The sequence below is a fragment of the Bradyrhizobium sp. CCBAU 11434 genome (assembly GCF_028128895.1).
GTDB classification, from domain to species: Bacteria; Pseudomonadota; Alphaproteobacteria; order Rhizobiales; family Xanthobacteraceae; genus Bradyrhizobium; species Bradyrhizobium zhengyangense.
Map to the genome: position 1 here is coordinate 252,534 of NZ_LBJX01000102.1, position 24,288 is coordinate 276,821.

Annotated in this window: 23 protein-coding genes; 8 read left to right on the plus strand and 15 right to left on the minus strand. The window is 63.9% G+C overall.

Annotation, left to right across the window (positions count from 1 at the left end; translation table 11 throughout):
• Positions 1-8 precede the first annotated feature (8 nt).
• Positions 9-1,583, minus strand: coding sequence for a 2-polyprenylphenol 6-hydroxylase (gene ubiB / locus XI06_RS38485; protein ID WP_237860673.1), 1,575 nt, complete (start codon positions 1,581-1,583; stop codon positions 9-11).
• A complete protein-coding gene (ubiE, locus tag XI06_RS38490; RefSeq protein WP_271607710.1) occupies positions 1,580-2,341 on the minus strand; it encodes a bifunctional demethylmenaquinone methyltransferase/2-methoxy-6-polyprenyl-1,4-benzoquinol methylase UbiE in 762 nt (253 codons plus the stop codon). Before ubiE ends, ubiB begins: the two co-directional genes overlap by 4 nt.
• A gap of 81 nt (positions 2,342-2,422) precedes the next feature.
• On the opposite strand from ubiE, the gene mutM reads away from it, so the two are divergent.
• Positions 2,423-3,304 (plus strand): bifunctional DNA-formamidopyrimidine glycosylase/DNA-(apurinic or apyrimidinic site) lyase, encoded by an 882-nt coding sequence (gene mutM, locus XI06_RS38495; RefSeq protein WP_271607711.1) that lies wholly within the window; start codon positions 2,423-2,425, stop codon positions 3,302-3,304.
• A 264-nt stretch (positions 3,305-3,568) separates the two neighbouring features.
• On the opposite strand, the gene XI06_RS38500 is transcribed toward mutM, so the two are convergent.
• Positions 3,569-4,309, minus strand: a complete 741-nt coding sequence (locus XI06_RS38500; RefSeq protein ID WP_271607712.1) for a ParA family protein — start codon at positions 4,307-4,309, stop codon at positions 3,569-3,571.
• 244 nt (positions 4,310-4,553) lie between these two features.
• Here XI06_RS38500 and ggt point away from each other — a divergent pair, with 244 nt between their 5' ends.
• Entirely contained in the window at positions 4,554-6,233 is a 1,680-nt protein-coding gene (gene ggt / locus XI06_RS38505; RefSeq protein ID WP_271607713.1) for a gamma-glutamyltransferase, read from the plus strand.
• A 6-nt stretch (positions 6,234-6,239) separates the two neighbouring features.
• On the opposite strand, the gene XI06_RS38510 is transcribed toward ggt, so the two are convergent.
• Together XI06_RS38510 and XI06_RS38515 are read right to left on the minus strand one after the other, a co-directional pair.
• Positions 6,240-6,752: a hypothetical protein gene (locus XI06_RS38510; protein ID WP_237871823.1), complete on the minus strand. Its 513-nt coding sequence runs from the start codon at positions 6,750-6,752 to the stop codon at positions 6,240-6,242.
• Position 6,753: 1 nt separating this feature from the next.
• Positions 6,754-8,115 (minus strand): serine protease, encoded by a 1,362-nt coding sequence (locus tag XI06_RS38515; protein WP_271607714.1) that lies wholly within the window; start codon positions 8,113-8,115, stop codon positions 6,754-6,756.
• 89 nt (positions 8,116-8,204) lie between these two features.
• Here XI06_RS38515 and XI06_RS38520 point away from each other — a divergent pair, with 89 nt between their 5' ends.
• Positions 8,205-9,014 carry a HesA/MoeB/ThiF family protein gene (locus tag XI06_RS38520; RefSeq protein ID WP_237860659.1) on the plus strand — a complete coding sequence of 270 codons (810 nt, stop codon included), beginning with the start codon at positions 8,205-8,207 and terminating at the stop codon, positions 9,012-9,014.
• Positions 9,015-9,017: 3 nt separating this feature from the next.
• On the opposite strand, the gene XI06_RS38525 is transcribed toward XI06_RS38520, so the two are convergent.
• Positions 9,018-9,854 carry a hypothetical protein gene (locus tag XI06_RS38525; protein ID WP_237860657.1) on the minus strand — a complete coding sequence of 279 codons (837 nt, stop codon included), beginning with the start codon at positions 9,852-9,854 and terminating at the stop codon, positions 9,018-9,020.
• A 37-nt stretch (positions 9,855-9,891) separates the two neighbouring features.
• Positions 9,892-10,893, minus strand: a complete 1,002-nt coding sequence (locus tag XI06_RS38530) for a 2-hydroxyacid dehydrogenase (RefSeq protein WP_237860655.1) — start codon at positions 10,891-10,893, stop codon at positions 9,892-9,894.
• 326 nt (positions 10,894-11,219) lie between these two features.
• Here XI06_RS38530 and XI06_RS38535 point away from each other — a divergent pair, with 326 nt between their 5' ends.
• The gene (locus XI06_RS38535; RefSeq protein WP_237860653.1) at positions 11,220-11,750 is read left to right on the plus strand and encodes an SH3 domain-containing protein; all 531 of its coding nucleotides are present in this window, start codon (positions 11,220-11,222) and stop codon (positions 11,748-11,750) included.
• 38 nt (positions 11,751-11,788) lie between these two features.
• On the opposite strand, the gene irrA is transcribed toward XI06_RS38535, so the two are convergent.
• Positions 11,789-12,277, minus strand: coding sequence for an iron response transcriptional regulator IrrA (irrA, locus tag XI06_RS38540; protein WP_237860651.1), 489 nt, complete (start codon positions 12,275-12,277; stop codon positions 11,789-11,791).
• Between the two features lie 351 nt (positions 12,278-12,628).
• On the opposite strand from irrA, the gene fabA reads away from it, so the two are divergent.
• From fabA to fabI, 3 genes are all read left to right on the plus strand, one after another.
• Complete coding sequence (gene fabA, locus XI06_RS38545) at positions 12,629-13,150, plus strand: bifunctional 3-hydroxydecanoyl-ACP dehydratase/trans-2-decenoyl-ACP isomerase (protein WP_271607820.1); 522 nt, start codon at positions 12,629-12,631, stop codon at positions 13,148-13,150.
• Positions 13,151-13,190: 40 nt separating this feature from the next.
• A complete protein-coding gene (fabB, locus tag XI06_RS38550; protein ID WP_271607715.1) occupies positions 13,191-14,414 on the plus strand; it encodes a beta-ketoacyl-ACP synthase I in 1,224 nt (407 codons plus the stop codon).
• A gap of 139 nt (positions 14,415-14,553) precedes the next feature.
• Entirely contained in the window at positions 14,554-15,354 is an 801-nt protein-coding gene (gene fabI, locus XI06_RS38555) for an enoyl-ACP reductase FabI (protein ID WP_237860647.1), read from the plus strand.
• Here the strand turns inward: fabI and XI06_RS38560 are convergent.
• The 3 genes from XI06_RS38560 to XI06_RS38570 form a co-directional block, all read right to left on the minus strand.
• Positions 15,351-15,947: a glutathione S-transferase family protein gene (locus tag XI06_RS38560; protein ID WP_237860645.1), complete on the minus strand. Its 597-nt coding sequence runs from the start codon at positions 15,945-15,947 to the stop codon at positions 15,351-15,353. The two genes, fabI and XI06_RS38560, sit on opposite strands and share 4 nt — an antisense overlap.
• A complete protein-coding gene (locus tag XI06_RS38565) occupies positions 15,944-16,408 on the minus strand; it encodes a GNAT family N-acetyltransferase (protein ID WP_271607716.1) in 465 nt (154 codons plus the stop codon). The genes XI06_RS38560 and XI06_RS38565 overlap by 4 nt, the downstream gene beginning before the upstream one ends.
• A gap of 76 nt (positions 16,409-16,484) precedes the next feature.
• Positions 16,485-17,411: a hydrogen peroxide-inducible genes activator gene (locus XI06_RS38570; protein WP_128948741.1), complete on the minus strand. Its 927-nt coding sequence runs from the start codon at positions 17,409-17,411 to the stop codon at positions 16,485-16,487.
• 113 nt (positions 17,412-17,524) lie between these two features.
• Here XI06_RS38570 and katG point away from each other — a divergent pair, with 113 nt between their 5' ends.
• Positions 17,525-19,684 (plus strand): catalase/peroxidase HPI, encoded by a 2,160-nt coding sequence (katG, locus tag XI06_RS38575; RefSeq protein WP_271607717.1) that lies wholly within the window; start codon positions 17,525-17,527, stop codon positions 19,682-19,684.
• A gap of 80 nt (positions 19,685-19,764) precedes the next feature.
• On the opposite strand, the gene pnp is transcribed toward katG, so the two are convergent.
• The 4 genes from pnp to rbfA form a co-directional block, all read right to left on the minus strand.
• Complete coding sequence (gene pnp / locus XI06_RS38580; RefSeq protein ID WP_237860637.1) at positions 19,765-21,921, minus strand: polyribonucleotide nucleotidyltransferase; 2,157 nt, start codon at positions 21,919-21,921, stop codon at positions 19,765-19,767.
• 377 nt (positions 21,922-22,298) lie between these two features.
• Positions 22,299-22,568, minus strand: coding sequence for a 30S ribosomal protein S15 (gene rpsO, locus XI06_RS38585; RefSeq protein WP_028133641.1), 270 nt, complete (start codon positions 22,566-22,568; stop codon positions 22,299-22,301).
• A 2-nt stretch (positions 22,569-22,570) separates the two neighbouring features.
• Positions 22,571-23,686, minus strand: coding sequence for a tRNA pseudouridine(55) synthase TruB (gene truB, locus XI06_RS38590; RefSeq protein WP_237860635.1), 1,116 nt, complete (start codon positions 23,684-23,686; stop codon positions 22,571-22,573).
• Positions 23,683-24,138, minus strand: coding sequence for a 30S ribosome-binding factor RbfA (rbfA, locus tag XI06_RS38595; RefSeq protein WP_237871816.1), 456 nt, complete (start codon positions 24,136-24,138; stop codon positions 23,683-23,685). The genes truB and rbfA overlap by 4 nt, the downstream gene beginning before the upstream one ends.
• Positions 24,139-24,288: the final 150 nt, after the last annotated feature.

Here is a 24,288-nt window from a genome sequence, read left to right on the forward strand (position 1 = left end):
CTTGGCGATCACAGATTCCGGACGGCGATCAGGATGCCGATAAAGGTCACGGCGATGATCCAGACTGCCACGGTGCGCCAGCGGTTCTTGCGGCCCTCGCTGCGCCCCATCGCAGCGATGCTCTCGGGCGACAGCCGGATGCCTTCCCGCGTCAAGGTCTCGAGCTGCTCCAGCACTGCAACCGAGCGCTGGGCGATGTCGGGCAGGCGCATCAGCACCTTGGCGAGGTCGCCGCCGCCGGCGAGCGCGCCCTGCACCCGGCCGATCGGTCCGAGATTGCGCTCGATCCACTCGCGCACCACGGGATCGGCGACCTTCCAGATGTCGAGCTTGGGATCGAAGCCGCGCGCCACGCCCTCGACCACGACCATGGTCTTCTGCAGCAGGATCAGCTCGGGCCGCGTCGTCATGTCGAACAGGCCGGTGACCTCGAGCAGCAGCGTCAGCAGCCGCGCCATTGAGATTTCCTCGGCGGTGCGGTTGTGGATCGGCTCGCCGATGGCGCGGATGGCTTGCGCGAAATTCTCGACCGAGTGATGCGAGGGCACGTAGCCCGCCTCGAAATGCACTTCGGCGACGCGGCGATAGTCGCGGGTGATGAAGCCGAGCAGGATCTCGGCGAGGAACCGCCGCTCCTTCATCCCGAGCCGGCCCATGATGCCGAAATCGACGGCGACGAGGCGGCCGGCGTCATCGAGGAACAGATTGCCCGGATGCATGTCGGCGTGGAAGAAGCCGTCGCGCAGCGCATGGCGCAGAAAACTCTGGATCACCTTGCGGCCGAGATCGGGCAAATCGACCTGCGCCTCCTCCAGGCGCTTGTGATCGTTCAGCGCGATGCCGTCGATCCACTCCATCGTCAATACGTTGTGCGTGGTGCGATCCCAGTCGACGGTGGGCACGCGGAAATCAGGATCGCCTTCCGTGTTCTCCGCCATCTCCGACAGCGCGGCAGCTTCCAGCCGCAGATCCATCTCCATCGCGACCGAACGCGACATGGTGTTGATGACTTCGATCAGGCGCAACCGGCGCGCCTCGGCCGAATAGGCTTCGGCCTTGTGCGCGACGAAAAAGAAATCGGAGAGGTCGCGGCGGAAGCGCGAGGCTACGTTGGGCCTGAGCACCTTGACCGCGACTGACTTGCGGATGCCGTCGCGCATCACCTCGCCGCGATGCACCTGCGCGATCGAGGCGGCCGCCACTGACGGGCCGAACGTGACGAAAATATCCTTCAGCGGCCGTTCCAGCGACGTCGCGATCGCGGCTTCGGCTTCGGCTTGCGAAAACGGCGGCAGGCGATCCTGAAGGCTTTCGAGATCGCGCGCCATGTTGAAGCCGACGACATCAGGGCGCGTCGCCAGGAATTGGCCGAGCTTGAGATAGGCCGGGCCCATCCGCGTGAGCGCGCGCGAGATTCGCGGGCCGTGCTTGTCGCCGCGGCGTTCGACGAGGCGCGCCAGCTTCAGCGCAAGCTGTCCGGGCGGCGGCACCAGGCTCGGATCGACGGCGCCGAACACGCCCTCGCGCGCAAACACGAACGCGGCGCGGATCAGGCGCGTGATGTGGGTGATGGCAGAGATCACAAACGCCAGCCCGAATGCAGTGCGACGATGCCGCCGGTCAAGGTCTGCCAGCTCACGCGGGAGAAGCCGGCCTCGCGGATCATGTCGGCAAAGGCGTTGGGCTTCGGAAACTTGCGGATTGATTCGACGAGATATTGATAGGATTCCGCGTCGCCGGTGACCATGCGGCCGAGCGGCGGAATCACCTTGAACGAGAACAGGTCATAGAGCTTGTCGAGCCCGGGCACCTCGACCGTCGAGAATTCCAGGCAGAGAAAGCGGCTGCCGGGCTTGAGCACCCGATAGGCCTCGCGCAGCGCCTTGTCGATCTGCGGCACGTTGCGAATGCCGAAAGCGATCGTATATGCGTCAAAGCTGCGGTCGGCGAAGCCAAGCGCTTCGGCATTGCCCTCGACGAAATCGACCTGGCTCTCGAGATGGCGCTTGGCGGCACGCTCGCGGCCCACGGCGAGCATGTCGGAATTGATGTCGCAGACGGTGGCGTGGAAGCCGGGGCCCGCCGCCTTGGCGGCCCGGAACGCGATGTCGCCGGTGCCGCCGGCCACGTCGAGCAGCGCGAACGGCCGGTCGCTGCGGGGCGGGTCGAGCGTGTTGATCATGATGTCCTTCCAGACCCGGTGCAGGCCACCGGACATCAAATCGTTCATCAGGTCATAGCGCGACGCCACGCTGTGAAACACATCGTTCACCAGCGTCTGTTTGTCCCCCAGGGGAACGTCTTTGAAGCCAAAATGCGTGGTTTCGCCCGGCCGATCCATTACTCTACTCCACTGGGCGGACCATAGCCCGCCCGCCGCAATGGCGCTATCACACCGCCCTCATAAGGTGAATGCCTGACCATGCCTGAATTGCCCGAAGTCGAGACCGTCCGCCGCGGCCTTCAGCCCGTCATGGAGGGTGCGAAAATCGTCGTTGCGGAGGCCCGCAGGCCCGATTTGCGCTTTCCGTTCCAGCCCGATTTTGTGGCCCGGCTGCAGGGACAGATCGTCACGGGGCTCGGCCGCCGTGCAAAATATCTCATGGCCGATCTCGCCTCCGGCGACGTGCTTTTGATGCATCTGGGCATGTCGGGCTCGTTTCGCGTCATCAAGCCGGACAACGTGGCCGTATCAGGCGAGTTTCACTATCCCAAGGGCAAGGACTCCGCGCACGACCACGTGCTGTTTCGGATGTCCTCCGGCGCGGACATCGTCTTCAACGATCCGCGCCGCTTCGGTTACATGAAAGTGATCGCGCGCAATGCGCTCGAGGACGAGCCGCTGCTGCGTGGTCTCGGCCCAGAGCCGCTCGGCAATGAATTCGACGCGGCGATGCTGGCGCGCGCCTGCGAAGGCAAGAAGACGAATCTGAAGGCCGCGCTGCTCGACCAGCGCGTCGTCGCGGGCCTCGGCAATATCTATGCCTGCGAAGCCCTGCACCGCTCGCATTTGTCGCCGCGCCGCATCGCCGCGACGCTCTCGAGCAAGAAGGGTGAGCCCACGGATCATGCCAAGCGCCTGGTCGGCGCCATCCACACCGTGCTGAACGATGCCATCAAGGCCGGCGGCTCGTCATTGCGCGACCATCGCCAGACCTCCGGCGAGCTCGGCTATTTCCAGCATTCCTTCAAGGTCTATGACCGCGAAGGCGAGACATGCACGACGCCGCGCTGCGGCGGCACCGTGAAGCGCTTCACCCAGAACGGCCGGTCGACCTTCTGGTGTCCGAAGTGTCAGAAGTGACGCTGCAACCACTCTGAAAGCTGGCGCAGCGGCAATTTGCCTGCCAGGTCAGGCGGCTGCGTGCCGCCACCGGCTCGCTTGGGTCGCGACCGGTTCTACTGAGCATGGGGTTGTTTTGGAAATCTTTGGCCGGGGACGCGTTCGTCCTCGCCTGAAAACGCGAAGCGAAGCAATCCGGCCGGGCTGGTGGCCGGATTGCTTCGTCGCTTGGGCTCGTTCACCGGATGGCGAAGAGCCCGTCCGGGTCTTGAGCGATCGCCCCGCTCAGGACGCCAGAACTGGGGTCTCGTCCGCCGACAGCTCGGTGGCGGCATGCAGCACTCCGTCTGCTGCCGAGAGGACCTGATCGATCAGGAGATTGCCGGCAGAGAGCTCGAGACGGGTCTCGATCCAGCGCCAGAGGCCGCGGACCTCCTCGGTCGACTTGCCGTTCGGCGCGAACTCGCTGACGGCGAGGCCCGAGGCGAGCGAGTCCTGATGGTCGTTGCGCATCACGATCAGCGGGCGGGCGAGCACTTCGGCGAGATCGAGCGCGGCTTCCTCGGCGAGGGTGTTGGCGGCGTTGTCGATGCGCTGGCCGCGGATCGGCGTCTGGTTCAGCACGAAGCTGTAGGGGCGCTTCCAGGCGCGCGCGACGCTGACGGTTGAGACCGTCGCCTCGATGTCGGCGACGCTCGGGCGGGCCGGGATCAGGCAGAGGTCGGAGTGACGGATCGCGGCGGTGGTCACGGCGGACAGGCCGGCCGCGGTGTCGACGATCGCGAGCTGGAGACCGCTGTCGGCCAGCATCTTCAGCCGCGGCGCGAAATCGGCGGCGTGATAGATCGGCTCGACGACGACATCGTCGTTGTTGCGGCGGCGCGCCCAGTTGGACAGGGTGCCCTGCGGGTCGGTCTCGATCAGGCGAACGGTGAAGCCGGCCTGCTTGGCAGCCAGCGCCAGGCCGATGGCGAGAGTGCTCTTGCCACTGCCGCCCTTTTGGGTGGCGAGTACGATCGTGTGCATGGAGAGTTGAATCCTTTGGAGTGCTTGGGTCTCGGGATAACGCCACGCGAACGTGCATCGCATTTTCGATGCTGAGCTCTTCTCGCTCAGGACGTGCCCTGCCCGATCCAAAGGGGACCGCGGATGTCCGAATCAACGGTAATGATGATGGCAGAATCAGGAATGCCAGCTAATCCGTACCATTACTGGACCCGTAATCCTGCGTGTGATGTGCTCGCTATCGTGAACAAGAAGGACATCAGGCATGGGCGGAAACTGGCGCGACCGGACGGCAACGATCTTTGAATGTCAGAAGATGCCGGCGGTCTCGAGCCGCGGCATGGTGGTGAGCAACCACCCGCTGGCGTCCAGCGCCGGCGCCGAGATGCTGGCGGCCGGCGGCAACGCTGTCGATGCTGCGATCGCCACACTGTTCACGCTGACCGTTGTCGAGCCGATGATGGTCGGCATCATCGGCGGCGGCATGGCGCATATCAGGCTCGCCGACGGCAGCCATCGCGTCATCGACGGCCAGAGCACCGTGCCCGCTTCGGTGCGCGACACCACCTACACGTCGAAGCCGGGCTCGGCTCACGACGTGTTCGACACCGTGGGCAACGAGAATTTGAACGGGCCGAAAGCGGTCGCGACGCCGGGCTCACTGAAAGCCTGGTGTGAGACGCTACAAAGATTCGGCACCATGTCGCTTGCCGACGTCATGCAGCCCGCGATCAAGCACGCCGCGCGCGGCTATGCGGTAACGCCCTATTTGCACGAATGCATCAGCGAGAGCGCCGCCACGATGCGCAAGGACAAGCCGATCGCGGCGGTCTTCCTGCCTGGTGGCGAGCCGCTCAAGGTCGGCGCGCGCGCGGTGCAATCAGAATATGCCGAGACCCTGCGCACTATCGCCGATCACGGCGAGAAGGCTCTCTACGAGGGGCCGCTCGGCGACATCCTGGTCGACTACATGGAGAATTCAGGCGGATTCATCCGCCGCAATGATCTGACCAATTACAAAACGGTCGAGCGGCAGCCGATCCGCGCCGACTATCGCGGCTGGACCATTTTCGGCCCGCCGCCGCCCGCGGCCTCCGGCGTGCACATCGCGCAGATTCTGAACATTCTCGAGGGTTACGACATCGGCGGCCTCGGCTTCGGTACGTCAGAGACCATCCACTATCTTGCCGAGGTCCTGAAGATCGCCTTCGCCGATCGCGCCGCGGCCAGCGGCGATCCTGATTATGTCGGCGTGCCCGTGGAGAAGCTGACCTCGAAGGCCTATGCCGAGGAGCGCCGCCGCATGATCGATCCGTCGCGTGCGCAGGCTTTTGGCGCCGGTGTGACGCAACTCGAAAGCGCGCACACCACGCATATGACGGCAGCGGATAGCTTCGGCAATGTGGTCGCGACCACGCAGACCATCAACAATCTGTTCGGCGCCAAGATCATGATCCCGGGTCTGGGCGCGATCGCCAACAATTACATGAACCTGTTCGATCCGCGGCCCGGTCACGCGTTGTCACTGGCGCCAGGCAAGCGCGTGACGACTTCGATGTCACCGATGATGGCTTTGCGTGATGGAAAACTGCGCTATGCGCTGGGCCTGCCCGGTGGAAAACGCATCTTCCCGAGCGCGATGCAGGCGCTCGTCAACCTGATCGATCACGGCATGACCTTGCAGGAAGCCGTCGAGGCACCCCGCGTCTGGACCGAAGGCAATGCGCTCGAAGTCGAGCAGCAGGTGCCGGAGGCTGTGTGCGCAAAACTTACGGCGCTCGGCCACAAGGTCCAGCCTGTCGCAACCGTCGCCGGCGGCATGAACGGCATCGCCTTCCACGACGACGGCACCATGACCGGCGCCGCCTGCTGGCGCGCGGACGGCACGCCGATCGGGATATCGGGCGGGCTTGCGCGAGGCGGGGTGCGGTTCAGGCTCGCCTGACGGCCGCTATTTTTGTGTGCCGCTACCTTCGAGGTCGGCGGCGGCGCGCGCAATCAGATCGGTTGCGCTCGCATTGGTCTGTGTCGAGCGCACCTTGACGTCGATCGTGATCAACTTCCATTCGCCTTCCGACATGGCGTAGTCCAGCTCGTAGCTCAGTCGCGAAGGCGTCGTATCGAAATAACCACGCAGCAACAGCGCGCCGCTATCGGCGATCCGGGGATCTTCCGTCGCCACGATCGGCATGCCGGCGATGGCGTCGATATGATGTCCGGCGAAAGCCTTGAACGCCCGCTTCAACGTGTCAGCGGAGAAGCGTTCCCGAAACGGTTCTGCCATTTTCGCGTAGAGGACGTTGTAGTTGCCGGTGAGATTGGCGTCGTTGAGCGTCAGCAGCGCCACCTTCACCATCACCTCCTCCACCTTCGGCGTCGGCAGTGCCGGCGACTGCGCCCAGGCCGGAAAGCTCAGCAGCCCGGTCGAAACTGCAGCGCAGAGGAGGACTGGACGCCACAACATGCTACTTCCGCACGCAGATCACGCGAACGACGGCGGCTTTGGCGTCCGTCGACGTGCCGTTCGCCGTGATGGCGTGCGCCTTCAGGAAGTCGCGCACCGCTTCCGCGGATACCATCACCGCCTGTGACGCTGGCATGGATGCCGCAGGCCCTGCGACCACCGCTGGCTTCAGCAGCGCGATACCCGCGAACTTGCCGTCGCCGTCGATCGCCGGGCCACCGGAGAAGCCGACGGCAGGAGGCGGCGACAACGCGGAATCGCTTGATGTGGCCGGCGCCAGCGCGCCCTTGACGCTCGACACGCCGGCTGCGCCGCCCTGGTTCTGCGGGTCGGCGATGCCGACGACATCGACGCTCGTCTTCGCCGCACCGCCAGCGAGGCTGAGCGGCTTCAGGCCGCGCGCGCCATAGATGTGCAGCAGCGCGAGGTCGTGCTCCTTGTCCTCGGCGAGGCGGTCGGCGTTGCCGTAGCCGCCGATGGTGATGGCAAGGCAGGAATCGGTGACGAGACGATCCGCCAGAATCGCGCCGTCGTCGCTGACGACGATGCCGGTGCCGTATTCGACGGTCTTGCGCGGCGGCGGTCCGGCTTGTGGTCCCGACGGAAACGCACTGAACGCGCTCGACATCGCGATCACGACCGGTTCGACCGTGTTCTCCATGGCCTGGTCATACAGGATCGTCATGATGCGGACTTCGTCGCCCTTGAAGGTGCCGCGCACGTAAAACTTCTTCAGGCCCTGGAGCCCTGAAAGCACGAAGAAATCGGGCTTCACCACGGTATAGTCGACCTTGCGCCCCGCAGGCTCCTTCTTCTCGGTTTCAGCGAGTTTTGCTGTGGTCGGGTTCGCCTCCTTGCGGCGGCTCAGCAGCACCTGCACGGTTCCGGTCGGCGAAGTCCATTTGGAGCCGTTGGCGTCGGTCGCCTGCTGCGGCACCAGCTTTGCGGGAATGCCAAGCCGCGCGCCGCTGGTCATTTCCGTCACGATTTTCCAGCCGACGCTGTCCTGCTTGCGCCGTGCGGTCTCGGCGAGCGCGGCGCGTTCCTGCGGATTGAGCACGCCGGTCGGCTTGCCGCCTTTGGCCTTCTGGTATTCCTTGATGGCATCGACCATGCGCGAGCTGACGTCACCGGTGATAGCGCCGTTATATTCGCCGACCCAGGCGAGATCGGACTGGAGCGACAGCCGCTCGGCTTGCGCCATTGCGTCGGCCGTTTCCGACGGAGTTTGCAGCGCGGGCGGCTTGATCGGAACAGTCTGGACCACTTTCGGCTTGGCGCCGGGCAGCGGTGGCGTCGTCATCTGGGCGCTGGCGCCTGTGGCGGACGCCAACATCAGTGTTGCCGCAAGCATCGATCTCATGACAAATCCAGCCAGCCCATTGAACGCGCTGCCATTGAAGCACATCTCGTTGGTCGCGAACAATGTTGCGCTGGTTCAGGAGTCAAAGCTTGCTCAGCCCGGACGAACTCGAACGCTATGCCCGCCATATCGTGCTGCGCGACGTCGGCGGACCGGGCCAGGCTGCGCTGAAGCGAGCCTCGGTGCTGGTGATCGGCGCCGGCGGACTGGGCGCGCCCGCTCTGATGTATCTGGCGGCCGCCGGCGTCGGCACGCTCGGCGTGGTCGATGACGACGTGGTGTCGCTGTCGAACCTGCAGCGCCAGGTGATCCACACCACGCCCGATATCGGCCGGCACAAGGTCGAGAGCGCGGCCGAGCGGATCGCAGCACTCAATCCGCATGTCTCCTTCGTCGGCCATGCCACCTGGCTCAATGCCGACAACGCGCTCGCACTGATCAGCGATTACGATCTCGTGCTCGATGGTTCCGACAATTTCTCAACGCGCTATCTGGCGTCGGATGCCTGCTTCTTCGCGAAGCGGCCGCTGATCACTGCGGCGCTCGGCACCTTCGACGGCTCGCTCACCACCATCCGCGCGCATGAGACCAACGAGCAGGGCGAATTCAATCCGACCTATCGCTGCCTGTTTCCGGAAGCGCCGCCGCCCGGCACCGTGCCGGCCTGCGCGGAGGCCGGCGTCATGGGCGCGCTCGCGGGCGTGATGGGCTCGATGATGGCGCTGGAGGCGATCCGCGAGATCGTCGGGTTCGGCGAGGGCCTGGTCGGCCGCCTCCTGATGATCGATGCGCGTGCGATGCGCTTCGAAACGCTGCGCTATGGGCGCGATCCCGCCAATCCGCTCAATGGCGATGGGCCTGTGATGTCAGATCTCAGCGCCCACCGCGTCGGAGGGTGACGCTCAGAGCACGCACCTCTCCGTCGGTGCGGACCGGCTCCCGGAACAATCGGCGAGCGGCCCCAGTCCCCTTCCCTGGACCAGGGCGAACGCTGCGAACACCAACAAACTCGTGGCGATGAAGAGCCACGACTTTGCGATGGGGGCGCCACCGGAATGGTCTGTGTTGATGCGTGCCGCCGCGACTAGCAGGCCGATGGGCGCCACGCCCAGTGTCAGAAGACCTTCCAGGGCGCTGCGGGCGGGCAGGGGCGCCCACATCCATCCGGCCAGCACGGCTGAGATCGTCGCCGCAACATAGGCCAGAAAGATCGCACGCGCGCTCGGCGCCGCTGGATCACGAAGAAGCAAGGAGATCCAGCGCATGATTGCCACGTAGGAGAGTACGCCAACAGTGGCGAGCAACGGACGCCAGACCAAGGGCCAGTGCCAGCGCATTGCGATGAAGTGCCAATCATCCCGATCAAGAGCAGGATGAGCGATGAGCTGGGCCGCTACCCACAGCAAGCTGATTGCGCCGAACATGAACAGCGTCATCCTCAGCGCGGAGTTGCGGACGCCGCGTATCGGCAGCGCGAGGACCAGCCCGCCAAGCACCAAGCCGGATATGGCGCCGCCTGCATCGGTCAGCGACGTCGCTCCGTGACAGCGGAACCAGATGGATGTCAGCAACTGGATGTCACCGCCTGCGGCAATGCAGCCCAGGCCGTGCCCAACCGTTTCATGACAGATCGCCGCAAGAGTTGCCGCCAGAAGCCCGGCGGCCAACACGGTGAGGACATGGTCTCGCTGCGGCGAAGGGGTCACGCGCGATGACAGCTCCGTGTCCCCTGCGCCCATGCGGCAACCCTTCTTCAACGGGAGGACCGCGGCGCCCTCAGAGCATGCTCGGCAGCACGCGATCCGGCGGCTTGTGGGCGTCGAGGAAGGTGCGGATGTTGATGATGACCTTCTCGCCCATCTCGACGCGGCCCTCGATCGTTGCCGAGCCCATATGCGGCATCAAGATCACCTTGCCGGCCTTCGCAAGCCGCACCAGCTTCGGATTGACCGCGGGCTCGTGCTCGTAGACGTCGAGGCCGGCGCCGCCGATCTCGCCGCCTTCGATCAACTTGATCAGCGTGTCCTCGTCAGTCACTTCGCCACGCGCGGTGTTGACGATGTAGGCGTCTTTCCGGATCAGCTTCAGCCGCCGCGCGGACAGCAGATGGTAGGTCGCCGGCGTATGCGGACAGTTCACCGAGATGATGTCCATCCGCGCCAGCATCTGGTCGAGGCTTTCCCAATAGGTCGCGCCAAGCTCTTCGGCGATCTTCGGGGCGACGGGACGGCGGTTATGATAGTGGATCTGCAGACCGAAGGCGCGGGCACGGCGCGCGACCGCCTGGCCGATGCGGCCCATGCCGATGATGCCGAGGCGCTTGCCGCCGATGCGGTGGCCCAGCATCCAGGTCGGCGACCAGCCGGCCCAGGGTTTTCCTTCCGTCAGCACCGAGGCGCCTTCGATCATCCGGCGCGGCACGGCCAGGATCAGCGCCATGGTCATGTCGGCGGTGTCTTCGGTGAGGACTTTCGGCGTGTTGGTGACGGTGATGCCGCGGGCATGTGCGGCCTCGACATCGATATTGTCGACGCCGTTGCCGAAATTGGCGATCAGCTTCAGCTTGCAGTCGGGCTGATTGACGATGTCGGCGCTGATGTGGTCGGTGACCGTCGGAACCAGGATGTCGGCGGTGCGTGCGGCTTCGGCGAGCTGTTCGGCCGACATCGGCGTGTCGTCGAGATTGATGCGTGCGTCGAACAGCTCGCGCATCCGGGTCTCGATCGAGTCCGGCAGCTTGCGCGTCACGACGACGAGGGGCTTTTTCTTCACCGACATGTCCTGCCCTCATGAGGCGTTGCAGGCGGCCTTTGTCGCCAAGGGCCGGCTGTTGAGGCCTCATTAACCCGGTTGTTCGACACTGCCTTTGCCGTGTCGTCCCCGGCGTTTCCTTCAAGCTATCGCCCCGCTTTCCGACCGGAAAATCGGGGCAAACTGGTTGTTCAGATGTCCGTCCTCTCTAGCAGAAGGCCGGGCCAAGACAAGAACCAGGGCTGGCGCTTCGGGAACACCCGCGTGGGGCGGGAGAGGGGCGTTGCGCGGCAGGGTTTGGAATTTTGGGGTGAGGGCCCGGTTCAGCCGGGTCTTCGACAGGAGACGGGTTGATGGCGTTGGGGCGTTTTTGTTCGGTGATGGCGCTCGTTTGCACCTGGTGGAGCGCCTCGGTCGGCCCCTCGCACTCGGCCAAGGACACCACGCCTCAGACCGCCAGCGGCCTGCCGGTGCCGCGCTATGTCAGCCTCAAATCGGATCACGTGAACGTCCGCGCCGGCCCGACCAAGGACAATGACGTGGCCTGGGTCTACACCCGCGCCGGCCTGCCGGTCGAAATCACCGCAGAGTTCGAAAACTGGCGCCGGGTGCGCGATTCCGAAGGCGCCGAGGGGTGGGTCTATCACTCGCTGCTGTCGGGCCGCCGCACTGCGGTCGTCACCATGAAAAACAAGGACGACCTCGCGCCGATCTATGACCACGCCGATCCCGACAGCGCGGTGGCCGCAAAGCTCCAGGCCGGTGTCGTGACGACAGTGAAAAAATGCACCACCAGCTGGTGCCACGTCACCGGCAACGGCTTTGACGGCTGGATCCAGCAGGAGCGCCTCTGGGGCGTCTACGCGGACGAGCAGGTGAATTGACGCGCTGGCTTCGCCGGGACGACGCCAGAGCGTGAGTCTCAGCGCTTCTTACGCAGCCGCACGACCATGTCGATGCGCGCGATCTCGTACCCCTCCGGCACCTCCGGCATCTTGGACAGCGCCAGATGCGGATCCTCGATATCGACCAGCTCGTGGCTGTTCTCGAGATAGTAATGGTGGTGGGTGGTGACGTTGGTGTCGAAATAGGTCTTGGTGCCGTCGACGCTGACCTGGCGCAGCAGGCCGGCATCGGTCAGCTGGTTCAGCGTGTTGTAGACGGTCGCGAGCGAGACCGGGACCTTGGCCAGCGTCGCTTCCTCATAGAGCATTTCAGCCGTGAGGTGGCGCGCGCCCTTGCCGAACAGCAGCCAGCCGAGCGCCATACGCTGGCGCGTCGGCCGCAGACCGGCAGATTGGAGCATCTCGTTGACGTCGTGCCAGGGGCAGCCGGTGAGGGCCGGCTGGCGGCCGGACAGAAGGGCCGCATGGGCATCTTCGTCGTGACGGATCGCGTTGTTTTCGTTCATTTCCAGAATTCGGGCACGCGTGAACACTCTCTATCTGCAATATATGGACAGATAGATGCAGATGCAAGTTTCTCGCAACTAGACTGGTTCTAATCAGCTGAGGAACCGGCCTGGAGCTCCGTCATTTTACCTTCATGGGACGGCTTTGCTACCCGAAAAGGCCTGTGTTAGAGAGCGCGCGGTTCCGCCCAACCGATTTTTGGCGCGGCCAGGCATTGGGGCCCGGCCCGCGGCCGATCCGGCTCTCGGTATTGGCGCCTGAGGACGGCAATTGGTGTTGCCTTCCGAGCAGGATGGGGCCCATTTTTGCCAGAAACGCCGCTCAATCGGGGTTCAAACAGAGGCTTCCGCATGCTGAACAGGCGCAACGGTTACGAATACGAAGATTTGCTGGCATGTGCCCGCGGTGAGATGTTCGGCCCCGGCAATGCACAGTTGCCGCTGCCGCCGATGCTGATGTTCGACCGCATCACGGAAATTAACGACAATGGTGGCGAGTTCGGCAAGGGCCTGGTGCGCGCCGAGCTCGACGTGAAGGCTGACCTCTGGTTCTTCGGCTGCCACTTCAAGAACGATCCCGTGATGCCGGGTTGCCTCGGCCTCGACGCGCTGTGGCAAATGGTCGGCTTTTATCTGGGCTGGACCGGCGGCGAAGGTCGTGGCCGTGCACTTGGCTTGAACGAATTGAAGTTCAGCGGCCAGGTGCTGCCCGAGGCCCGCAAGGTTGTGTACAACGTCGATATCAAGCGCGTGATGCGTTCAAAGCTCGTGCTCGGCATTGCCGATGGATGGCTTTCGGTCGATGACCAGATTATTTATCGCGCCAAGGATCTGAAAGTCGGCCTGTTCAAGCAGGGCGTGAACCTGGGCTAACGCGCATTACCAAGAAGACAACGATTTAGGCGAGGCTGTCATGAGGCGGGTTGTGGTCACCGGGATGGGTATCGTCTCGTCGATCGGAAACAACACCCAGGAAGTGCTTGCGAGCCTTTACGAGGCGAAGTCGGGCATTTCGCGGGCGGAGAAATATGCCGAGCTCGGCTTCCGTTCGCAGGTGCAAGGTGCACCGACGCTCGATCCTTCGACAGTGGTCGACCGCCGGGCGATGCGTTTCCTCGGACAGGGCGCCGCGTGGAATCACATCGCGATGGAACAGGCGATCCAGGACTCCGGTCTGTCGCCTGACGAAGTCTCCAACATTCGCACCGGTATCATCATGGGCTCCGGTGGTCCGTCCGCTCGCACCATCGTCGAAGCCGCCGACATCACCCGCACCAAGGGACCGAAGCGCGTCGGTCCGTTTGCGGTGCCGAAGGCGATGTCGTCCACGGCGTCGGCAACGCTTGCGACCTGGTTCAAGATCAAGGGCGTGAACTATTCGATCTCCTCGGCCTGCGCGACGTCGAACCACTGCGTCGGCAATGCCTATGAGACGATCCAGATCGGCAAGCAGGACGTCATCTTCGCCGGCGGCTGCGAGGAGCTCGACTGGTCGCTGTCGGTGCTGTTCGATGCCATGGGCGCGATGTCCTCCAAATATAACGACACGCCCGCCACCGCCTCGCGTCCCTACGACGTCAACCGCGACGGCTTTGTCATCGCCGGCGGCGCCGGTGTGCTGGTGCTGGAAGAGCTTGAGCATGCCAGGGCGCGCGGCGCGCGGATCTACGGCGAGATCGTCGGCTATGGCGCGACCTCCGACGGCTACGACATGGTCGCGCCGTCAGGTGAAGGTGCCGAGCGCTGCATGCGCATGGCGATGTCGACGGTGAAGACCAAGGTCGACTACATCAACCCGCACGCCACTTCGACGCCGGCCGGCGACCCGCCGGAAATCGATGCGCTTCGTCGCGTGTTCGGCGCCGGCGAAAAGTGCCCGCCGATCTCGGCGACCAAGGCGCTGACCGGCCACTCGCTCGGCGCGACCGGCGTGCAGGAGGCGATCTACTCGCTGCTGATGATGAACAACGGCTTCATCTGCGAGAGCGCGCACATCCAGGAGCTCGATCCTGTCTTCGCCGACATGCCGATCGTGCGCAAGCGCATCGACAACGTCAAGATCGGCACCGTGCTGTCGAACTCGTTCGGCTTCGGCGGCACCAACGCCACGCTGGTGTTCAGCCGGATGGACGTGTGAGGCCAGCACACTGTCATGCCCCGCGAAAGCGGGGCAGCCAGTACGCCGCGGCATTTCGGCCCATAATTGCTGTCTCTGGAATATTGGATTGCCCGCCTGCGCGGGCGATGACGTCGGAATGATAAGGAGCCGCCGGGCCATGGAAGGTTTGATGAAAGGCAAGCGCGGTCTGATCATGGGCATCGCCAATGATCATTCGATCGCCTGGGGCATGGCGAAGACGTTGCATGCCCACGGTGCCGAGCTTGCCTTCACCTTCCAGGGCGAAGCCCTCGGCAAACGCGTCAAGCCGCTGGCGGAATCGCTCGGCGTGGAATTGGTGCTGCCTTGCGACGTCGAGGACATCGCCAGCGTCGATGCGACCTTCGCCGTGCTTCGCGAAAAATGGGGCAAGCTCGATTTCGTCATCCACGCGATCGGCTTCGCCGACAAGAACGAGCTGAAGGGCCGCTACGCCGACACCAGCCGCGAGAATTTTTCGCGCACCATGGTGATCTCCTGCTTCTCGTTCACGGAGGTTGCAAAACGTGCGGCCGAGCTGATGACGGACGGCGGCAGCATGATCACGCTGACCTTCGGCGCCTCGGAGCGCTCGATGCCCAATTACAATGTGATGGGCGTGGCCAAGGCGGCGCTGGAAGCCTCGGTGCGCTATCTCGCCTCCGACTTCGGGCCGCGCGGTATCCGCGTCAATGCGATCTCGGCCGGCCCCATCCGCACGCTGGCCGGCTCCGGCATCGGCGAGGCGCGCGCGATGTTCGCCTTCATGCAGAAGCATTCGCCGCTCCGCCGCGGCGTCACGCTCGACGAGCTCGGCGGCTCGGCGCTGTATCTGCTGTCTGATCTCTCGGGGGGTGTGACCGGCGAGATCCACTATGTCGATTCCGGCTACAACATCGTGCTGATGCCGCGGCCGGATGATTTGAAGGCCGAAGGCTAACCCGCAGCAATCTTCTCCGCGCGCTGAAACGCCGGACGCGCCATGCAGCGCGCGATGTAGGCGTCGAAGGCCGGGCGCGACGGCACCATCTTGAACAGGCGCACCGCGAAATTCAGCCCCGCGCCGATCGTGATGTCGGCGGCGGAAAATTCCTCGCCGAGAATCCACGGCCCCTTTTCGAGCGCCGCTTCCAGTACGTCGAAGACCTGCGTCGCGCTGCCCCAGGCGGCGGTCGAGGTCGGCACCTCGATCTTGGTGAAGATCTGGATGATCGCCGGCTCGATGCAGCTGGGCGAGAAGAACAGCCATTGCAGATAGCGCGCGCGGCGCGGGTCGGTGGTCGCGGGCGCCAGCTTCGTTTCCGGATAGCGGTCGGCAATATAGGCGCAAATCGCAGCGGCTTCGCCGAGCGCGGCATCGCCGTCGCTGAGTGCCGGCACCTTGCCCATCGGATTGATCTTCAGATAGTCCGGCGCTTTCTGCGCGCCCGTCGAAATGTCGGTCAGCACGCGCTCATAGGGCAGCCCGCTCTCTTCCATCAGCCAGAGCGTCGAGAACGAACGCGAGCGGGGCGACCAATAGAGCCTGATCATGGCGGGCCTCCGTTTTTCTTCCATCGATAATACTTCATCATAAACCCATTCGATGGCTCGATCTCCTCCTTCTCGAACACAAAGCCTTCGCGCTCGTACCAGCGCCAGGCCTTTTCGTTCTCGCGGACGCAACGCAGATACATCTCGTCCGGCATTTGCGTGCGCGTGAAGGCGAGCAGCTTTCGGCCGAGCGATTGCCCCTGATAGGCGGGTCCGACGAACAGCATGTCGAGATAGAGCTTTGCCAGATGCAGTGCGAGCATCGCGGCGATGGTGCCATGGTCGTCGGCAACGAACAGGCTCGAGCCGTTCTCGATCTCGCGCCGGATGCGCGCCCGCAAATTAGCCAGCAGGAATTCGCTCGCTTCGCCAAGTCCGGTCGAGACCCAGCTCTCCATCCAGACGCGGCCGATCTCGTCATATTCCTCGGCACGGGCGGGGCGGATGATTAGATCAGGCATTGGCGCTCTCGGTTCGATCTCCCCGCCGCGGGGGATGTCATTACAATGATCCCAGCTGTCTCGGAATATACCAGCCTCAGGCCTTCTGGCCGCGTGCGGCCTGCCGCGGGCGTGCCTTGCCGGCGGACAGGCACACCACTTCGGAGATTTGCAGCAGTTGCCGCGCCAGCGGGCTCGTTTTACGCCAGACCATGCCGATGGTGCGTGAGGGCTCGGGGTCGCGGAAGCGCGACAGCGAGACCGACGCCGATCGCGTCTCCACTGACACCGCCATCTCCGGAATCAGGGTGACGCCGATGCCGGCGCTGACCATCTGCACCAGCGTCGACAGCGAATTCGCATCCAGCATCTCGCGCGGCGGCGCAGACTGCATGTTGCAGAACGACAGCGCCTGGTCGCGGAAGCAATGGCCCTCCTCGAGCAGCAACAGCCGCATCTCGCGCATCATCTCTCGCGACGGCGCTGGAGTGCCCGCATCCGTGCCCGGCCGCACCAGCAGGAATTTTTCCTCGAACAGCGCGACCTCGGTGAGCGAGGGCTCGGAGACCGGCAGGGCCACGATCGCGGTGTCGAGCCGGCCTTCGACCAGCTCCTGGATCAGCCGCGGCGTCATCGTCTCGCGCACACGGATGTCGAGCTCCGGATGCATGCGCGTCAGGTTCTTGGTGATCTTGGGCAGGAGATACGGCGCGATCGTCGGGATCATGCCGATCCGCAACCGACCCGCAAAACGGTCCTGCGAGGCGCGGGCGAAATCGCCGAGCTCATCGACCGAACGCAGGATGTCGCGGACGCGCTGTGCGAGCTCCTCGCCGAACCGGGTCAGCGCGACCTGTCGGGCGCTGCGCTCCAGCAGCAGCCCGCCGAGCGCCTCCTCGAGTTCCTTGATCTGCATCGACAGCGCCGGCTGCGAGATGGAACAGGACTCCGCGGCGCGGCCGAAATGACCGTGGCGCGCCAATGCGTCGAAATATCGCAGCTGGCGCAGCGTCAGGTTGATCATCAGAAAATCCTATCGCAGCGATCATTAAAGTCAACTTCCCCTGATCGTTCGCGACGCTTACAGTGGTTTGACCGGGTCAATGGCGCAGTCGGACGCCACCAGAGGAGGTATTCATGGACGACACTTCGAAGTGCCCGTTTTCGGGCGGCAAACGCGTGCCAGCGAACCGCGACTGGTGGCCCACCAATCTCAGCATCGACATGCTGCACAAGAATTCCAGCCTGTCCGATCCGATGGGCGAGGCGTTCGACTACGCCAAGGAATTCAAGACGCTCGACCTGAACGCGGTCATCAAGGACCTCACCGCTTTGATGACGGATTCGCAGGAATGGTGGCCCGCTGATTTCGGCCACTATGGCGGTCTCATGATCCGCATGGCCTGGCACAGCGCGGGTACCTATCGCATCACCGATGGCCGTGGCGGTGCCGGTGCCGGTCAGCAGCGTTTCGCTCCGCTCAACTCCTGGCCTGACAATGCCAACCTCGACAAGGCGCGCCGGCTGCTCTGGCCGATCAAGCAGAAATACGGCCGCAAGATTTCCTGGGCCGATCTGATGGTGCTCGCCGGCAACGTCGCGCTGGAGTCGATGGGCTTCAAGACGTTCGGGTTTGCCGGTGGTCGCGCCGACGTCTGGGAGCCGGAAGAGCTCTATTGGGGTCCGGAAGGCACCTGGCTGGGCGATGAGCGTTACAGCGGCGAACGCCAGCTCGCCGAGCCGCTCGGCGCGGTGCAGATGGGTCTCATCTACGTCAATCCGGAAGGCCCGAACGGCAAGCCGGATCCGGTCGCCGCGGCCAAGGACATCCGCGAGACCTTCTTCCGGATGGCGATGAACGACGAAGAGACCGTCGCGCTGATCGCCGGCGGCCACACCTTCGGCAAGACCCATGGCGCGGGCGATCCGTCGCTGGTTGGTCCCGAGCCGGAAGCGGGCGCGCTGGAAGATCAGGGCCTCGGCTGGAAGAGCAAGCACGCCTCGGGCCTCGCCGGTGATTCCATCACCAGCGGCCTCGAAGTGACCTGGACCACGACGCCGACGAAGTGGAGCAACAACTTCTTCGAGAACCTGTTCAAGTACGAATGGGAGCTGACGAAGAGCCCTGGTGGTGCGAACCAGTGGACCGCCAAGGGTGCTGACGCGATCATTCCTGATGCCTTCGACAAGTCGAAGAAGCATCGGCCGACAATGCTGACGACCGACCTCTCGCTGCGCATGGATCCGGCCTATGAGAAGATCTCGCGGCGCTTCCTCGAGCATCCCGATCAGTTCGCCGACGCCTTCGCCCGCGCCTGGTTCAAGCTGACTCATCGCGACATGGGGCCGATCCAGCGCTACCTCGGCCCGCTGGTGCCGAAGGAGACGCTGATCTGGCAGGATCCGATCCCGGCCGTGAACCACGAGCTGGTGTCTGATCAGGACATCGCGGCGCTGAAGTCCAAGATCCTGGCTTCGGGTCTGTCGGTCTCCGAGCTGGTCTCAACTGCCTGGGCCTCGGCCTCGACGTTCCGCGGCTCGGACAAGCGCGGCGGCGCCAATGGCGCGCGCATCCGTCTTGCTCCGCAGAAGGACTGGGAGGTCAACCAGCCGGCCCAGCTTTCCAAGGTGCTCGGCAAGCTCGAAGCGATCCAGAAGGAGTTCAGCGTTGGTGCGAAGAAGGTCTCGCTTGCCGACCTGATCGTTCTCGGCGGCACTGCTGCGGTCGAGAAGGCCGCCAAGGATGCCGGCGTTGACATCAAGGTCGGTTTCACGCCGGGCCGCATGGACGCGTCGCAGGAGCAGACTGATGTAGCTTCGTTTGCTCCGCTGGAGCCGCGGGCCGACGGTTTCCGCAACTTCATCGGCAAGCGTCAGCAGTTCATGCAACAGGAGGAGGCGCTCGTCGACCGCGCGCAGCTTCTGCGGCTCACTGGACCTGAAATGACGGCGCTCGTCGGCGGTCTGCGCGTGCTCGGCGCCAATGCGAACGGGTCGAAGAACGGCGTCTTCACCTCCAAGGTGGGAACGCTGACGAACGACTTCTTCGTCAACCTGCTCGACATGAGCACGCAATGGACGCCGGCGGCCGACGGCACCTACGAAGGGCGCGACCGCAAGACCAATGCGGTGAAGTGGAGCGGCACGCGCGTCGATCTCATCTTCGGCGCGCACTCGCAACTCCGCGCCTACGCCGAGGTCTATGCCACGTCCGACTCCAAGGAGCAGTTCGTGAAGGATTTCGCCAAGGCCTGGACCAAGGTGATGAACCTCGACCGGTTCGACATCGCGGCGTGACGCCAACAACACAGCAAGCGACAAACAAAAAGGGCGGCCGAAAGGCCGCCCTTCGTGTTTCTGACGTTGACTTGGAGCGATTACTCGCCGGCCGCTTCGCGCGGGGCCTTCTCGCCCTCGCCGCCCTTGCCTTCGAGGTCTTCGCCGGTGGTCTGGTCGACGACCTTCATCGACAGGCGGGTCTTGCCGCGATCGTCGAAGCCGAGCAGCTTGACCTTGACCTTGTCGCCTTCCTTGACGACGTCGGAGGTCTTCTGCACGCGGTTGGCCGCGAGCTGGCTGATGTGAACGAGACCGTCCTTCGAACCGAAGAAGTTCACGAAGGCGCCGAACTCCATCACCTTGACGACGGTGCCGTCATAGATCTGGCCAACTTCCGGATCGGATGCGATCGACTTGATCCACTTGATCGCGGCCTTCATCGCTTCGCCGTCGGAGGAGGCGACCTTCACGGTGCCGTCGTCCTCGATGTTGACCTTGGCGCCGGTCTTCTCGACGATCTCGCGGATCACCTTGCCGCCGGTGCCGATCACTTCGCGGATCTTGTCGGTGGCGATCTTGAAGGTCTCGATGCGCGGCGCGTATTCGCCGAGCTCGGCGCGCGCGTTGGTGAGCGCCTTCGCCATCTCGCCGAGGATGTGGATACGACCTTCCTTGGCCTGGCCGAGGGCGACCTTCATGATCTCCTCGGTGATGCCCTCGATCTTGATGTCCATCTGGAGCGAGGTGATGCCCTGTTCGGTACCCGCCACCTTGAAGTCCATGTCGCCGAGATGATCCTCGTCGCCGAGGATGTCGGAGAGAACCGCATAGCGCTTGTCTTCGAGGATCAGGCCCATCGCGATGCCCGCGGTCGGCCGCTTCAACGGCACGCCGGCGTCCATCAACGCGAGCGAGGCGCCGCAGACCGAAGCCATCGACGAGGAGCCGTTGGACTCGGTGATCTCGGAGACCACGCGGATCGTGTACGGGAACTCGTGATGCGGCGGCAGCACCGGGTGGATCGCGCGCCAGGCCAGCTTGCCGTGGCCGATCTCGCGGCGCTTGGTGCCGCCGAGGCGCCCGGTCTCACCGACCGAGTAGGGAGGGAAGTTGTAGTGCAGCAGGAACGTCTCTTTGTACGTTCCCGACAACGCGTCGATGTACTGCTCGTCCTCGCCGGTGCCGAGCGTGGTCACGACCAGGCCCTGGGTCTCACCGCGGGTGAACAGCGCCGAGCCGTGCGCGCGCGGCAGCACGCCGACTTCGGCGATGATGTTGCGCACGGTCTTGCTGTCACGGCCGTCGATGCGCTTGCCGGTGTCGAGGATGTTCCAGCGAACGATCTTCGCTTCGAGCTCCTTGAACACGGCGCTGATGCGCAGCTTGTCGTACTTTGGCTCCTGCCCTTCGGGGAAATAGTGGGCGATCACCTTTTCCTTGACCTTGCCGACCGCGGCGTAGCGATCCTGCTTGACCGGGATGGCGTAGGCGGTGCGCAGCTCCGCCTCGACGAGGCCGAGCATTTCCTTCTCGAGCGCGGCGTTGTCGATGACGGTGACTTCGCGCGGCTCCTTGGCGGCCTTCTCGGCGAGCTCGATGATCGCGTTGATGACCGGCTGGAAGTGGCGGTGACCGAACATCACGGCGCCGAGCATGATGTCTTCGTTCAGCTCCTTGGCCTCCGATTCCACCATCAGCACGGCGTCGGCGGTACCGGCAACGACGAGGTCGAGCTGGGTGTCGACCATCTCGTCGAGCGTCGGGTTGAGGATGAATTCGTCATTGGCGAAGCCGACGCGGGCGGCGCCGATCGGGCCCTTGAAGGGCGCGCCGGACAGGGTCAGCGCGGCGGAGGAGGCCACGAGCGCGACGATGTCAGGATCGTTCTCCATATCGTGCGACAGCACGGTGGCGATCACCTGGGTTTCGTTGCGCCAGCCGTCGACGAACAGCGGACGGATCGGACGGTCGATCAGGCGGGAGACCAGCGTCTCCTTCTCGGTCGGACGACCTTCGCGCTTGAAATAGCCGCCGGGAATGCGGCCAGCTGCGTAGGTCTTTTCCTGGTAGTCGACGGTCAGCGGCAGGAAGTCGACGCCTTCACGCGGCGCCTTCGCCGCGACGACGGTGGCGAGCACCACGGTCTCGCCATAGGTGGCGAGCACAGCGCCGTCGGCCTGGCGTGCGATCTTGCCGGTTTCGAGCTTGAGAGGGCGTCCGCCCCAGTCGATTTCGACTGAATGCTTATTGAACATAGAGGTCTTCTTTCATGGGTTCTCGAAAGAAGGGACGGCTCGAAAAACAAAAACCATGTCAAGATTGCAGGACGCTGATCGGAGCGGGTGATCAGCGTCCTGCGATCCTGCCATGGTCTTTGGATGTCGGATGGCGTCCATCCTTTCGGGTCATACGGGCACCTTGCCCGTTGCGCCCAGCCGCCGGATTGCTGCTGGACTGTCAGTCGGCACGACTGCGAACACCGAATCGCGGTCTTCGCTGATCGTGCTCCCGGATGCGAAGCACCATTGGCCCGCACCGGACGGTACGCGTGAGCCTCGATCAAAAACCCTGAAATAAGCGCTTTCGCTCGAAACCACGCTAAAACGCGCGCCAGTGGCGCGCGCAAGAACTCTTAGCGACGAATGTTGTGCTTCTCGAGCAGCGCCTTGTACCGCGCCTCGTCCTTCTTCTTCAGATAGTCGAGGAGCGAGCGGCGGGTCGAAACCAGCTTCAAGAGGCCACGACGCGAATGGTTGTCCTTCACGTGGGTCTTGAAATGGCTGGTCAGGTTGTTGATGCGTTCCGACAGGATCGCGACCTGAACCTCGGGCGAACCGGTATCACCGGCCTTGGTGGCATTCGTCTTGATGACTTCCGCTTTGCGTTCTGCGGCAATCGACATCGTCAATTTCTCTCGTTGCGACCGGTTGAGGCAGTCAAGCCGGTCAGGTTGAACACACGCTTGGGGATGACTTCGCCATTGCCAACTTCAGCAAGCGCCAAAAGACGGCCTGCCACCGTGACATAGACTGTGCCGCTACTTGTGGGCGCATCCCGTCCGCGCAACAAAACGGCTTGGCCCCGATGGAGCCTTGCCGCATCAGCCCGAGTGACGGCCAGTGCCGGGATGTCGTCCAGCGCGGTCTCAACGGGCATCAGCGCGTCGGCGAGGCTTCCCTCGCCGGACGCGGCTCTATCGCACAAAGCCTCCAGCTGATCCAGCGGAATCATGTCATTTTCGCTGAATGGGCCGACCAGGGTCCGCCGAAGCGCGCAAATATGGCCGTAAGTGCCGAGAATCCGGCCCATATCGCGGGCGAGCGCCCGGACATAGGTTCCCTTGCCGCACTCGGCCTCGAACACAGCCCGGTCGTTATCCGGTTGATCTACAAGGGTTAAATGATGAATCTCGACCGGGCGGGGCGCCAGTTCCACGACCTCGCCGTCGCGGGCGAGGTCATAGGCGCGCTCGCCCTGGACCTTGATCGCGGAATAGCGCGGCGGAACCTGCTCGATCACCCCGGTGAATCGCGGCAGCAGGGCCAGGATGGCCTCACGGGTCGGGCGCTGGTCCGACGTTGCAGTGACCTGTCCCTCGATGTCGTCGGTGTCGCGCTCCTCACCCCAGCACACGGTGAAGCGGTAGCGCTTGCGGCCGTCCATGACGAAGGGAACCGTCTTGGTGGCCTCTCCAAGTGCAATGGGCAGGCCGCCGGAGGCGAGCGGATCGAGCGTGCCGGCGTGGCCGGCGCGCTTGGCATTGAATAGGCGCTTGAGCACGGCAACAGCTTGCGTCGAGGTCATGCCGATCGGCTTGTCGAGCACGACCCAGCCGTGCACGTCGCGCCGATCGCGGCGCACCTGATTGCCCTTCTGCTTGTTCGCGCGCGGATCGTTGTTGACGCGACGCGCCTCCTGATGCGGCTGGGCGTTGCCGCCGACATCAGCAAAGTTATTCTGCACGTCGCGCGTATCGGGCTCTTCGCTGGCGATCGTGCCGTGTGCGGGGTCCATGATCATTGTTCTTCTTCCCGATCCGAATCCGGATTCTGTTCCAGATCCTTGTCCAGATCCTTGTCCAAGTCCTTCTGCACCGCAGGTGTTCGCAAAAGCTTCTCGATCCGTTCCGCTTCGTCGAATCGTTCGTCGACGCGAAAGCGAAGGTCAGGTGCAAATTTCAGGTTAACGCGCCGCGCGACTTCGCCGCGCAGGAATTTCTTGTTGCGATCGAGCGCAGTGATGACGAGCTCGGTGTCGCGTCCACCAAGCGGCATCACGTAGATTGTCGCGAGCTTCAGATCGGGAGACATCCGCACCTCCGGCACGGTGATGATGTGACCTTCGAGGTCCGCATCATGCACACTGCCTTGCGCCAGAATATCGGCTATCGCGTGGCGAACCTGCTCGCCGACGCGCAGCTGGCGCTGCGAGCCGCCGGGCGCGGAACTCTTTTTCTGATGATGGCGCGGCATGGTCGAAAATCACCTCATCGTGCCCGCGTTTGGGACACGAGCATTGTCATTTGTCCTGTTGAAACGAATGGAGCCTGGATGGCCGGAAAAAATCCGGCCATCGCACTCCCGCAATTTCAGCTCAAAAAGATCCGGGCGCTTCGGTAAGAT